General features: G+C 58.8%; 9 protein-coding genes. 6 read left to right on the plus strand and 3 right to left on the minus strand.

Going from position 1 to position 13,495, the window contains the following annotated elements:
- Positions 1 to 33 precede the first annotated feature (33 nt).
- Positions 34 to 1,584, plus strand: a complete 1,551-nt coding sequence (gltX, locus tag DRW39_RS19430; protein ID WP_116108753.1) for a glutamate--tRNA ligase — start codon at positions 34 to 36, stop codon at positions 1,582 to 1,584.
- Between the two features lie 30 nt (positions 1,585 to 1,614).
- Here gltX and DRW39_RS19435 read toward each other — a convergent pair whose 3' ends face one another.
- Complete coding sequence (locus tag DRW39_RS19435) at positions 1,615 to 2,838, minus strand: HD domain-containing protein (protein ID WP_116108754.1); 1,224 nt, start codon at positions 2,836 to 2,838, stop codon at positions 1,615 to 1,617.
- 126 nt (positions 2,839 to 2,964) lie between these two features.
- Here DRW39_RS19435 and DRW39_RS19440 point away from each other — a divergent pair, with 126 nt between their 5' ends.
- From DRW39_RS19440 to DRW39_RS19455, 4 genes are all read left to right on the plus strand, one after another.
- The gene (locus DRW39_RS19440; protein WP_116108755.1) at positions 2,965 to 5,334 is read left to right on the plus strand and encodes a TonB-dependent receptor domain-containing protein; all 2,370 of its coding nucleotides are present in this window, start codon (positions 2,965 to 2,967) and stop codon (positions 5,332 to 5,334) included.
- Positions 5,335 to 5,426: 92 nt separating this feature from the next.
- Complete coding sequence (trkA, locus tag DRW39_RS19445) at positions 5,427 to 6,767, plus strand: Trk system potassium transporter TrkA (RefSeq protein ID WP_116108756.1); 1,341 nt, start codon at positions 5,427 to 5,429, stop codon at positions 6,765 to 6,767.
- A gap of 18 nt (positions 6,768 to 6,785) precedes the next feature.
- Positions 6,786 to 8,255, plus strand: coding sequence for a TrkH family potassium uptake protein (locus DRW39_RS19450; protein ID WP_116108817.1), 1,470 nt, complete (start codon positions 6,786 to 6,788; stop codon positions 8,253 to 8,255).
- 133 nt (positions 8,256 to 8,388) lie between these two features.
- A complete protein-coding gene (locus DRW39_RS19455) occupies positions 8,389 to 8,943 on the plus strand; it encodes a hypothetical protein (protein ID WP_116108757.1) in 555 nt (184 codons plus the stop codon).
- Between the two features lie 4 nt (positions 8,944 to 8,947).
- Here the strand turns inward: DRW39_RS19455 and DRW39_RS19460 are convergent, their stop codons facing one another.
- Positions 8,948 to 9,403 (minus strand): hypothetical protein, encoded by a 456-nt coding sequence (locus tag DRW39_RS19460; protein WP_198664950.1) that lies wholly within the window; start codon positions 9,401 to 9,403, stop codon positions 8,948 to 8,950.
- 38 nt (positions 9,404 to 9,441) lie between these two features.
- Between DRW39_RS19460 and DRW39_RS19465 the strand changes: the two genes are divergently transcribed.
- Entirely contained in the window at positions 9,442 to 10,692 is a 1,251-nt protein-coding gene (locus DRW39_RS19465) for a M16 family metallopeptidase (protein WP_198664951.1), read from the plus strand.
- On the opposite strand, the gene DRW39_RS19470 is transcribed toward DRW39_RS19465, so the two are convergent.
- The gene (locus DRW39_RS19470) at positions 10,673 to 13,357 is read right to left on the minus strand and encodes a choice-of-anchor L domain-containing protein (protein WP_116108760.1); all 2,685 of its coding nucleotides are present in this window, start codon (positions 13,355 to 13,357) and stop codon (positions 10,673 to 10,675) included. The genes DRW39_RS19465 and DRW39_RS19470 overlap by 20 nt on opposite strands.
- Positions 13,358 to 13,495 lie beyond the last annotated feature (138 nt).

The following is a 13,495-nucleotide window of genomic DNA, read 5'->3' on the forward strand; positions in this document are numbered from 1 at the left end:
TTTTCCAATCTGCTGTCCGCTTAATTACAATGTATGCAAAACGTTCGTGTCCGATTCGCTCCTTCTCCCACCGGTGCCCAACATATTGGCGGCATCCGTACGGCACTCTATAACTATCTATTCGCCCGCAGCCAGGGCGGCGTTTTCGTACTACGCATCGAAGACACCGACCAGAAACGCTACGTAGAGGGGGCGGAGGAATACGTCATCAATGCCCTTCGCTGGGCCGGCATTACGCCCGACGAGGGACCCGGTATCGGTGGTGAGTACGGGCCATACCGACAGAGCGAGCGCCGCGAGATATATCGTAAGTACACCCAGCATTTACTCGACTCGGGGCAGGCCTATTACGCCTTCGATACCGAGGAGGAACTGGATCAGCGGCGGGAAGCGGAAAAGGCCGCCGGCAACCACAGCTTCCGCTATGATGCTACCACCCGCGGCGACATGCGCAACAGCCTCAGTCTGGGCCGCGAGGAAACGGACCGGCTGCTGGAAGGGAACACCCCCTACGTCGTCCGCCTGCGCGTGGAGCCGGGGCAGATGGTCCACATCAAGGACCGGGTACGCGGCGATGTGGCTTACCGCAGCGAGGAAGTCGACGATAAAGTCCTGGTAAAGGCCGACGGCCTGCCAACCTACCACCTGGCCAACGTGGTGGACGACCACCTCATGAAGATCACCCACGTCATCCGGGGTGAGGAATGGTTGCCGAGTACCGCGCTGCACGTGCTGCTGTACCGGGCCTTCGGTTGGGAAAAAACGATGCCGGAATTTGCCCACCTGCCGCTGTTGCTCAAGCCGACCGGCAAGGGCAAACTGAGCAAACGGGACGGACAGCAACTGGGCTTTCCGGTATTCCCGCTCGACTGGGGCGAGGAAGGGGACGACGATTATCTGTCCGGATTCCGGGAGGCCGGCTTCCTGCCCGAGGCGATGCTCAATTTCCTAGCCTTTCTCGGCTGGAACCCCGGCACCGAGCAGGAAATATTCAGCCGGCAGGAATTGATCGATGCCTTCGGACTGGACCGCATCAATAAATCGGGCGCCCAGTACGACTTTGAAAAGGCTCGCTGGTATAATCAGCAGTACCTCATCAACACCCCCGATGCGAAGCTGGGGCCGCGCATTGCCCACGTATACGCCGAGAACGGTCACCCGATCAGCGAGGAGATGTCCGTCACCATTGCCGGGCTGCTCAAGGAACGGGTGCATACCCTGCCGGAATTCTTCGAGCAGGGCGTTTACTTCGTGGCGCGTGTCGGCATCAACGATGAAAAGACCGCGCGCAAAAAGTGGAAGCCCGAACAGCGTCCCGCCTTCGAGGATCTCCGTACGCGTCTGGCATCCGTCAAGGACTGGCAGGCCCCCCGGATCAAGGAAGAAACCGTGGCGTTCATGGAGGAGAAGGGGCTGGGCTTCGGCGCCGTGCTTCCCATTCTGCGCCTGGCCGTGAGCGGTACGGTCAAGGGGCCGGATGCTTTCGCGATCCTGGAAGCCGTCGGTCGGGAAGAAACCGTCGCCCGCCTGGGGGAAGGCTTCAACCTGATGGACCGGATCGTGGCGGATCAGCGGGGGGAGTAGAATGAAAGCCCTCCAACCACTCACCCACCCCTATACCGCAATCTCCTTCGGATAACAAAGGAAGAACTTGGTATACGACCGCGGCGCGATCGCGAAGTCGCTGATGGTGGACATCGGGACGACCTCGCCGTACTTCGTCCACACCATGATCTCTTCCTTGGTGAGGGTGTAGGCGCTATTCGTTTCCTGCCCCTGGATGACGAGGTGGGCGGCCGCGTCGCGCGGCAGGCGGGTATCGGTACGGATGGCTTCGCGCAATTCGTCGACGTACGCCGGATCGAAGGGGTCGTTGCTGAACTCGAGGCGGAACAGGCGGCGATTGACGAGCCCGTAGCTGAGGTAAGACAGCAGTGCGTCCGGGTGGTGCTGCCAGGTCTTGACCGCGGCGCTGATGTCGGTGTCGTCGAGGGCGGCAAAGCAGTCGAGTAGCTGATTGCGGGAGGAAAGAAAATCCTCGCTCCCCACGCGGTGGATGAGGAAGTACTCCAGGGCCGGCGGCGCCCAGGGCGGCTGCCCCATTTCCGACAGCTTCCGTGCCCGTTGCAGCGTGAGGCGAAGCATCTGCTCGGCGGCCACCACGGTCTTGTGGAGGTACACTTGCCAGTACATGATGCGCCGGCTGGTGAGGAAGCGTTCCACGCTGTAGATGCCCTTTTGCTCGACCACCAGGCGTCCCTCCACTACGTTCAGCATTTTGATGATGCGGTCGTAGCCGATCACGCCCTCGGCCACGCCGGTGAAGTAGCTGTCGCGGTTGAGGTAGTCCAGGCGGTCCATGTCGAGCTGGCCGCTGACGAGCTGGTGGAGAAAGGGTTTGGGGTAGCGCCCCGTAAACACCTCGATGGCCAGGCTCAGCTTTCCCTGGAACTCATCGTTGAGCCGCTGCATAAACAGCAGGCTCAGCGTCTCGTGGTTGACGCCGATCAGGGTATGCTCCAGGGTATGGGAAAAAGGGCCGTGGCCGATATCGTGCAGCAGGATGGCGATCATCACCGCCTCGGCTTCCTGCTCGCTGATGGCCACCCCCTTCGCCCGCAGGCTATCGACGGCCTGCTGCATGAGGTGAAGTGCGCCGATCGCGTGGTGGAAGCGGGTATGCAAGGCACCGGGGTACACGTAGTGCGTCAGGCTTACCTGCTTGATGTTGCGAAGGCGCTGAAAATAAGGGTGCTCGACCAGGTCGAACAGAATACCGTAGGGGATGCCGACGAAGCCGTAAACGGGGTCGTTGAGAATCTTGGTTTTTTTCTCCATCGTGGTCTACGGGTAAGGCAGGCCGGTGTTTTTTGTTCGCCACCGCGCAGGGAGCGCAGGAATATAGCAGCGCAATATTATTGCTAACCTTCTAACGCTGTTTGCGTTACAACACAAATCACCCATATGCCCCGACTTTTCCTCGCTGCCCTATTTCTCCTGCCCATTTTACTAACGGCCCAGGCCGTTCCGGTCAGCGGAACGCTGGTCCAGGATGCCGACGAGCAGCCGCTGGGGTTCGCTACCGCCGTTGCCTACCGGCAGTCCGACAGTACCATGGCCGCCAACGCGACCACCGCCAACGACGGCACTTTCTCGCTCAACGTCGAGCCGGGGGCGTACTATCTGGTTATCGAGTTCCTGGGTTACGACGACCTGACCGTCCCAGCTATCAACGCGGCGGATGAGGCAATCGACCTGGGTACGCTGCGTATGGGACAGAGTGGCGTCGCGCTCGAAACCGTAGAAGTAACCACCGAGCGCAGCCAGATGGTAATGAAGCTGGACAAGCGGGTCTTCAACGTAGGCAAAGATCTCACCGGTGCCGGCAACAACGCCGCCGATATTCTCAATAATGTTCCCTCCGTCAACGTCGACCCGGAAGGCAACGTCAGTCTACGGGGAAGCAACGGCGTCCGCATTCTGGTGGACGGCAAACCCTCCGCCATGCTCAGCTCGGGCGACCTCGACGCGTTGCGGCGTATGCAGGGCGATATTATCGAAAGCGTGGAGGTGATCACCAATCCCTCCGCACGCTACGAGGCGGAAGGGGAGGCCGGCATCATCAACATCATCCTGAAGAAAAACCAGCAGCGGGGCATCAACGGCTCCTTTGGCGCCACGCTGGGATACCCCGAAAATTTCGGGGCCAGCTACAGCCTCAACTTTCGGCGAAATCAGTTTAACCTCTTCTCCAATTTCGGCATCGCCTACCAGCGCTCCCCCGGCGGCGGCAGCAACGAACAGCGATTTTTCGACGACGACGGCAGCCTCCTGGCCAGCTACGAAAGCGAAACCGACCAGGACCGCGGCGGCATCGGCGGAAACTTCCAGTTAGGAACGGACTGGTTCATCAACGACCATAATCAACTCACCGGCTCGCTCCTTTACCGGCGTTCCGAAGACAACAACTACGCCACGGTCACCTACCGCGACTTCGATGAGGTCCGCAACCCGATCGCCACCACCATCCGGGATACGGAGGAGGAATCCGGTAATCAGAACCTCGAATCCTCCCTGGCCTACAAGCGCACCTTTCCCGACAATGATGAACACGTCTGGACCGTGGACGCCCAGTACATCCTGGATGACGACCTGGAACTCTCCGACATTACCCAGTCGGCTACAGACCGAAACGAGCCCCTCCTCCAGCGCGCCAGCAATACCGAGTACGAAACGAACCTCCTTTTACAGAGCGACTACATCCATCCCTTCAACGATTCGCTGAAAGTGGAGGGAGGCGTGCGGACGACCTTCCGCACCGTCAAGAATGCCTACCAGGTTGAGGAGGCGGACGATGCGGGGAATTACTTGATCGTAAGCGATTTCGACGATGAACTGGAGTACAACGAAAACATTGCCGCGGCCTACTTAATCGGTAGTGCCGAGTTTGGTCGTTTAGGCATTCAGGCCGGCCTGCGGGGAGAACTGTCGGATGTCACGGCCACGCTCCTGCGCGCCGAAACGACCAACGAGCAGAACTACTTCAATCTCTTCCCCAGCGCTTCTCTCTCCTACCAACTCAGCGAGGTCAATCAGGTACAGCTGAGCTACAGCCGCCGCCTGAGCCGGCCCTACTTCCGCCTTTTGCTCCCCTTCTCCAACTTTAATAACCCCCGGAACAACTCGGTCGGTAACCCGACCCTCCGGCCGGAATACACGGATTCCTACGAGGCCGGGCTGCTCCGCTACCTGCCGGAAGGCTCTTTCCTGGCGAGTGTTTACTACCGCTACACGACGGGCGTCATTGAACGCCTGGTTTTACCCGCTGACGATGGTACCACGATCCGCTATCCCGTCAACCTCGGCAACCGCAACGCTTACGGCGTAGAACTCAATTTCAATTACGACCTCACCGACTGGTGGAAGTTTACCTCGGACGTCAACTTCTACACGGCAGAAGTCGAAGGCGCCTACCAGGAAACCAGCTATGCTTACGATATTACGTCCTGGAGCGGGCGGGGCGCCTCCGTTCTCGACCTGACCGACCGCCTCCAGGGCCAGGTAACCTTCAATTACAATGCTCCCCAGAATACGCCCCAGGGCCGACAGCTATCCACCTATGCCCTGGACGTAGGGGCTTCCCTGGACGTTTTCCGGGGAAAAGGAACGCTAACTTTAAGTGGTCGCGACCTGTTTAATACCCGCATCGAGCGGACCATCATTAATCAGCCCGACTACGAATCCGTCTCCGACTTTCAGTGGCGGCAATCCCGGCAGGTGGTGCTTAATCTGGTGTACCGGTTAAATCAGGACAAGCCAGCCGCCGTGCAGTAGGAGCATCCGCCCGGCCGATAGTTGTCGGGGTCGCCCGAAATATGCCTGCGAATCACGAACTTTGCACCGGCTTTACCTTTAGCTAGCTTACGATGAATATAGTAATTGCCGGTGCCGGCGATGTTGGTTTTCACCTGGCCGAACTACTCGTTACTGAAAATCAAAACATCACCCTGATCGATAACGACCAGGACGTGCTCGATTACGCGGGATCCCACCTGGACGTACTCACCGTACGCGGTGACGCCACCAGCCTGGTCACCCTCGAAAGCGCCCGCGTACGCAATGCCGACCTGATGCTGGCCGTCACGACGAGCGAGCAGACGAATATGATGGCGGCCATCCTGTCGAAAAAACTCGGAGCCGGCCGCGTCATTGCCCGGGTCGACAATGAGGAATACCTCGAGACCGATAATCAGGAAACCGTATGCTCGCTGGGCATCGACCAGTTGATCAGTCCCCGCCAATTGGCCGCGATCGAGATTGAGCGACTGGTCAACAAGTGTTCCTTCACCGATATCTACGAATTCGAGGATGGAAAACTATCCCTCGTCGGCATCACGCTCGACAGCAACTCCCCGCTGGTCGGCAAGAAGTTAGCGGAGATCGACGGGTTGAATGACCGCAATCAGCTGCAGCTCATCGCCATTCTACGCGGCCACCAGACGCTCATCCCCCGCGGCCACACCGAACTGCGACGCAACGACCACATCTACTTCATCACCCGACCGGAGCACACGAAAATGGTGGAGAAGTTCGTCGGCAAGGATCACGTCAAGGTGACCAATGCCATGATCATGGGCGGTACGGACCTGGCCATCGCCACCGCCCGCCGCCTGCAGAAGCACTACCAGGTCACGATCGTGGAGAAGGACAAACCTCGCTGCCAATACATCACCGAGATGCTGGACAACGTCCTGGTCGTAAAGGGTGACTATACCAACTTCGACCTGCTGGAGGAGGAGGGCCTCTCCCGGATGGACGCCTTCATGGCCCTGACCGAGAATAGCGAGACCAACATCATCGCCTGCCTTACCGCCCACAACCACGGGGTGTACAAGACCATCGCGCAGGTGGAGAATAAAGAGTACGTCCACATCAGCCAGAATATCGGCGTGGATACGCTCATCAATAAGAAACTCCTGGCCGCCAACGACATCTTCCGCTACGTGCGTAAGGGGAACGTGGAGGCCATCACGAGTCTACAGGGCGTGGACGCGGAGGTGATCGAATTCATCATCAAGAAGAGCAATCAGCTTACCAAGAAGCCCCTGCGAGACCTGCACTTCCCCGACACCGCCCTCATCGGCGGGGTGATCCGGGGGGAGGAGACGATCATACCCAACGGTTCTTCCCAGCTGCAGCTGCACGATCGGGTCATCGTATTTGCCAAGCCGCAGGCCATACGCCGCCTCGAAGAATTGTTCCGCTGATCGATGAATAACCGCCGCCTGATCAATTTTCGCCCCATCGCACGGGTCATTAGCGTCCTGTTGCTGATCATCGGGGTGCTGATGCTCACCGGTATTCCCTTCAGCTACTATTTCAACGAGAGCGTGCTTCCGCTACTGTACGCGGGCCTGACGACCATCGGCTCGGCCGGCTTGCTCTTTCTCGTACCGCGAGCACCACGGGGTTCCTTACCGCAGGCCAGCGATATGACCATCCGCAAGCGGGAGGGCTACCTCATCGTAGCGCTCAGCTGGACCGCCATGGTGTCCTTCGGTATGCTACCCTACCTGTACAGCGGCATGCTCCCCAACGTCGCCGATGCGCTCTTCGAGACGGTATCGGGTATGACAACGACCGGGGCATCCACGCTCAGCGATATCGAGATCCAGCCCCGCGGACTGCTCTACTGGCGCAGCCTGACGCAGTGGATCGGTGGTATGGGCATCATCGTCCTTACCGTCGCCATCTTCCCGCTGCTGGGCATTGGCGGCATCGAACTGTTCGCGGCCGAAGCTCCCGGGCCCACCTCCGACAAATTACATCCGCGCATCAGCGAAACCGCCAAGCGCCTGTGGTTCATTTACGTGGGGCTTACCGTGCTGCTCGGCGTGCTGATGTACGTATTCGGCCTGTCGGCCTACGATTCGATCAACCACTCCCTGACCACCATGGCCACCGGTGGGTTTAGCGTGTACAACAACAGCGCCGCGGTCTTCCCCCCCCGCATTCAGTACCTGATGACGGTCTTCATGTTCCTGGCGGGCGTAAACTATACCGTGCTGTACTTGAGTCTGAAGATGCGTTGGTCGGAAGTTTGGCAGAGCGACGAACTGAAGGCCTACATTAGCCTGGTTATCGTCGTCTCGCTCTTCTTTACCGCCCGGGTCTGGTACATCACCGGCAATCCGCTGGAGCAAAGCTTCCGGGAAAGCATCTTCCAGGTGGTCAGCCTGGTGACGACCACCGGCTTCGTTACGGCCGATTATACCAGCTGGGCGCCGAGCCTGACCATGATCTGCTTTATCCTGCTTTTCCTGGGGGCCTGCGCGGGATCAACTTCCGGGGGCATCAAGATCATCCGCAACCTGGTGTTCCTCAAGAACAGCTACCTGGAATTTCGGCGCATCGTCCACCCCCAGGCCATTATCCCCCTACGCCTGAACGGGCAGATCGTGCCGGGCCGCATCATTACCCACATCTTCAATTTTCTACTGCTTTACCTGATCCTGTTCGTCTTCGGATCGGTCATTCTCAGCGTCCTCGGCCTGGATTTTCTAACCGCGATCGGGGCCATGGCCACCAGCCTCAGCAACGTAGGCCCCGGCATCGGCGAGGTGGGTCCGGTAGATAATTTTTCCTGGCTTTCCGCCCCGGTGAAACTGGTCCTCTGCTTTGTCATGATCATCGGGCGCCTGGAGCTCTTTACCGTTCTGGTGCTGTTTACCCCGTATTTCTGGCGGTTGAATTAATTGGGTACGGCATCCGTAGGCACCCAGTCGCTAATTTGGGCGGCGGAGCGCAGGTAGACGTGATTTCGGAAACAGGAAATACTTGCCTTCGCCATCAGACCCGGCTTAGCTGGATCTGCCCGTAATTAGCAGCATGGACCATTCATTTCCACAGATTGATCGGGCAAACCTCTTTCGCTCGGTCCCGGTCCGCAACCCACTCCTCGAGGTTCGCTGGTGGGCTTTCTTACGCGGTGATGCTTACGTCAACCCCTTCCACGATCTGCTTTACGCGCTCAGCCGCCAATCGCTGACGGGCGAAAGCCTGGGCGGGGGAAGCCATAAACGCATTCGCTTTACCGAGGACAAGATCGTTTTGGATACGGATAGGAAGGCGAAAACGGTCATTGCCTACGCTGACCTGCTCACCTTCCAACTGGACTACCAAACGCTGGTGCCCGGTGGCCCGGAGGCGTACTCTTCGAACCAAAGCCGCTACGTTACCTGCTACTTCAGATCGGAGGAGAAGTATCACCGCGTCCATTTTGCCGTCCGACAGCAGGCTTACGTACGGCTACTGGATGATCTCTACCGTCATCGCGTCGTCTTTCGGGAGTTGGTGAACGGTATCCGCTCGTTTAAAACGGCCACTTACCTTCCGTACCGCCGGATTCAGGAGTTGAAAAAAGAGTTTGGTATCGAATGGTGAGCCGTCACCTTGCCGCCAGCCACACCCGCCGCAGCATCCGGCAGGACCGCTCGCTGCCGGGGTCGTCTACCGTCAATTGCATATTGGCAATGGCGGTGTTCATCGCCTCGTCCAGGGGGGCGGAGGAGGCACAGGAGCAGGAGCGGGTCCGGTCTGCGGCAGAACGGTAGTAGGTCAGATTGTAGCAACTGGCGGTATCCGAACCGGGCTGGCAAGCCTGGGCAACCGGGCGAAGTATCGACAAATCGAAAGTCTGCAGGGGATAGTCGAGATGATGGTGCGGATACTGCCGGTGGGTGAGGCTTCCGCTACCGTCACCGTGCACGCGCAGCAGCCAACCGTCGTTGCGGCTGAGTTCGGCGTAGTCCAGGGGAGATGTCCTCGACTTGGCAATGGATTGCCCGCAGGCGTACAGCATCAACAGCAGGACCGAGCCGAAAAAAGTCTGGGGAATCGTCATGGCAACTATACGGATGCGGCGGGGTTTCTTTTTGGCGTATGATTGACTTTGAAAGCTACACCCTGCCCAATGGCCTCACCGTGTTATTGCACCACGACGCCCAGCGCACGGTAGCGACCGTGAATGTCCTCTACAAGGTAGGGAGTCGCAACGATCCGTCCCACCGGACGGGCTTCGCTCACCTCTTCGAGCACCTGATGTTCGCCGGCTCCGAGAACGTCCCTAACTTCGACGACGCCCTGCAGCTGGCGGGCGGAGAAAACAACGCCGTCACCAGCAGCGACTATACCCTGTACTACGAAACCCTGCCCGCCGAAAATGTCGCTACCGCCCTGTGGCTGGAGAGCGACCGGATGCGTAAACTTCGTTTCAGCAAGCGAATCCTGGAGAACGAAAAGCGGGTAGTGATTGAAGAATTTCGAGAAACCTGCCTTGAGCAGCCCTACGGCGATCTGTACCACCACTTCAATGGCCTGATCTACCGCGAGCATCCCTACCGCTGGCCGGTCATCGGGCAGGATATCGAGCACATCCGGGAGGCCACCCTGGAGGAAGTCAAGGAATTCTATTATCGCTATTACCGACCGGACAATGCAATTCTCTGCATCGCGGGAAACTTCGATCCGCAAACCATTCGCGATACCATCGCCGATTACTTTGGCGACATTCCCCCCTCCGATCTGCGCATGCCGCGGCCGGTGATCCAGCCCGAACCGCCGCAGGAAGACTTTCGTCACCTGCAGGTTGCGGGCGATGTACCCAGCCCGGTTATCTACCTGCATTTCCGCACCGTTGACCGGCTGCACGAAGACTTTCCCGCCACCGACACCCTGAGCTTTCTGCTGGGTGGGGGGCGGTCGTCCCTGCTGTACCGGCGTCTGGTGCGCGATACGGAGTACTTTGCCGAAGTGAGTGCCGGCATCAACGACAACCTGGAGGCCGGCGGCATCATCGTGGAGGCCCGCCCCAGCGAGGACGTGGACTACGACACCGCCCGGGCCGCCCTCTACGCCGCCATCGATGAGATGATCGATAAGGGCATCAGCCAGGAAGAACTGGACAAGGTGGTCCACCGCCTCGAGCAGCGCAATCACTACCGGGAAGCCAATATCAGCAATCGGGCCAACGAGTTGGTTTTCTACGCCCTGCTGGGCGATCCCGCCCTCATCAATACGGAGATGGAAAAGTACCTTTCCCTGACGGTCGATAAGCTGAACGAAGTTGCCCGTCGCTATTTAAGAAGGCAGGTCCGGGCGGAGCTCGAATACCTTAGTGCCCCGTTAGCATAACCGTTCCGGTTTCCTCCTGTATTTCCCCGTTGTAGAGCAGGATCTCAACCGACCAAACGTAGGTGCCCACGTGTGCCGGTCGCCCGCCAATATAGCCGTTCCAACCGCGCTGGGCATTGTTTGGCGCGAAATCGGCATCACCGTAGACCTGTTCTCCCCAACGCGTGAAGACGCGGAAGCTGAGCACCCGATCGACCAGGTCGGCATTCGCGAAAACCGAGATGTAATCGTTGTTTCCGTCACCGTTCGGACTGAAGGCAGTCGGGATGTAAAGCGGGGCCCGGCCGTCGACGGCGACGTAGGTGGTCAGGCTGTCTACGCACCCGTATACATCTTCGATGGTCAGGTCAATGTCCTGCGTGAAGGGTGAGGTCAGTGTAGGCTCGGCGCACGTAGGGCAGTCGAAGAGTTCGGCCGGCTCCCAGCGGTAGGAGTAGATCTGGTTGAGGGGTACCCGGTGATCCAGTTCGATCTGCACGCTCTCCCCCACGCGTTGCGGGATAAAATTGGGTAGACTCACCGCCCGTGGGGCCGCCTGGGGAAAGAAGAAGTTAGGCTGGGGGAGTTCGCACCCCGCCGCGTCCCGGATGATAAGATTGTAGAAATTGCCCGGTACCAGGGTCGGCCAGATATCGCTGACGAAGTCCCGTCCGCTCACGCTGTAGCTATACGGGGGTATGCCCCCCTCGGCGGAGGTTTCAAAGGGCAGCCGTCGCAGCTGATTGCAGTTGATTGTTACCGGTTGTAGGGGCTCGGGGGTCGTAAGCGTGACCGAGGCGGTGTCTTCGCAGCCAAGCGCATCGGTGACCTGGACCATGTAGGTTCCAGCCGCCAGGTTATCCGTAGTGGACGAAGCCACTAGTTGCCCGTCGATGCGGTAGGTGTACGGTGCGGCGGTTTTAAGGTGGTTGACGCTGATCGATCCGTTCGTACCTCCGCTACAGGTGGGATCTTCGGTCGTCGCATCCAGTACCGGGCGGTAGAAGTTGATCCGGGCCAGTTCGTTTACATCCGCGGCACACGCCTGATCCTCGATGCGGACGATGTTGTAAGTGCCCCCCCGATTTACGGTCCAGGTGCCGGATTGATTATCCTCCAGCGTGACGAGTTGAGTGGGGCCGCCGTCCAGGCGATAGTATATGTTGAATGGGCCGCTGCCGGTCAGGTCGTACCGCATGGAAAGCTCATCCCCCCAGCAAGCCGATAGATCCTGATCGGGAAAATGAAGAACGGGTGGCTCGGCCGGTTGCGTACGCGCGGTACTGGTGAGCGAATGGCCGCAAGCATCGGTTACCTGCAGGCTGATCTCGTCCGGCAAGGTACCGCTGAACCTGGGCTCGGCGGCGTCGCTACCGATACTCCACCGGTAGGTAAAGGGCGGTACGCCACCCTGGATGTTGGCTGTCAGGATGCCGTTTTCACTGGGGCAATAGAGGAAGGGATCACTTAGTGCCGCGCTAATCGGTTCGGGTTCCCGGATGATTATGCGTACGCTATCCGTGAAGCAGGCGCAGGGAGCATCCAGTAGGATATAAGCTTCCTCCTCCCCTTCGATCTCGTCGTCGGCGAAGGCCTGAATGGGAACTTCCGTAAAGGTTTCGCCGGCCGGAATGGTAACCGTACCCGTAAAGGCGGAAAAATCAGTTCCTTCCTTGGCCACGCTCTCATCAGCCACTCGGTAGGCGATGGTATGGTCCGTTTCCAGATTACTGTCGGGACCGCGAACCACCCGCATCACGGCTGGCCGGCAACCTTCGTAGGCGATGATGGGAGCATCCTCTTCTTTTGACTCCTTTTGATCTTTGGATTCGAGACTGACACTGGCACCCAGGTCGAAGCTGCCCGCCTCCAGGAAAACGGCGGAATCCAGCCTGGCGTCGTTCACGTCGGCCACGACGATGCGGATGTGGTAGGTTTCACAGGGAACGACCTTGAAGGTAGCGGTCAGGATCACCGTCTGCCCGTCGTATTCGATCTTTTCGTGGCGTGGGCCGGTGTCAGATCCGCCCCCGCAGTTGAGCGCGTCCAGGATTTCCGGCGTCTGGTTATCCAGGTAATACTCCTTGTTGGTCTTGTAGTTGACGGTGTTGATTGTCACGGGCTGCTTCGTGCCGGGGATCAACGCGGCGTTTATGGCGCCATTGGCGAAGGGGCCGTCAAAGCCCGGTCCGCTGATGAAGAAGCCGAAAATATCATTGAAGTTGTTCCCGACAAACTCACAATATTCCTCGGAAGCGAAGACGTAGCGGAAGGTCACCTCAGGAGTGAGGGGGATGAAGTCAAATTCCATGCCGGTACGGTCGTGTACCCGCCCGCGGGAAACAATATCCAGGTCGGGATCCGGGGTGGGGCCGCCAATCTCCGACCCGGTATCGGTACGCCGGTTGGGCCCTACCGCGTCGCGTACCCGGCCACTGGAAATCACGATCCCGCGCTTAAAGCCGACTACGTCATCGGGCGCGCTGAAGTAGCCGATCCCGTCGGAGTTATTACCGATCTGGCGAACGTTGAAAATGGTCTCGCAACGGTCGGTGGCAAACACCTCCCGGACGAGGCGATCCACGCTGTAATCGGGGTCGACTTGCAACTCCGTAGGGCTAGACTGCGCCCACATAACGGATGCCGATCCGAGTATAACCAGCAGCGTGAGGAATCTAGTGAACATTCAGGTGTGGTAAAAAGGGGTTCATCGGCTACCGACATATGATCGGGACCCGGTGAGTTTGGTCAGAAAGTTGGGAGGGCGGTGCGCAATAGCGATCCTCAAATCTACAATGTTATAAACGATAATGTTGTGTTTTTC

The sequence above is a fragment of the Lewinella sp. IMCC34191 genome (assembly GCF_003390935.1).
Taxonomy (GTDB): domain Bacteria; phylum Bacteroidota; class Bacteroidia; order Chitinophagales; family Saprospiraceae; genus Neolewinella.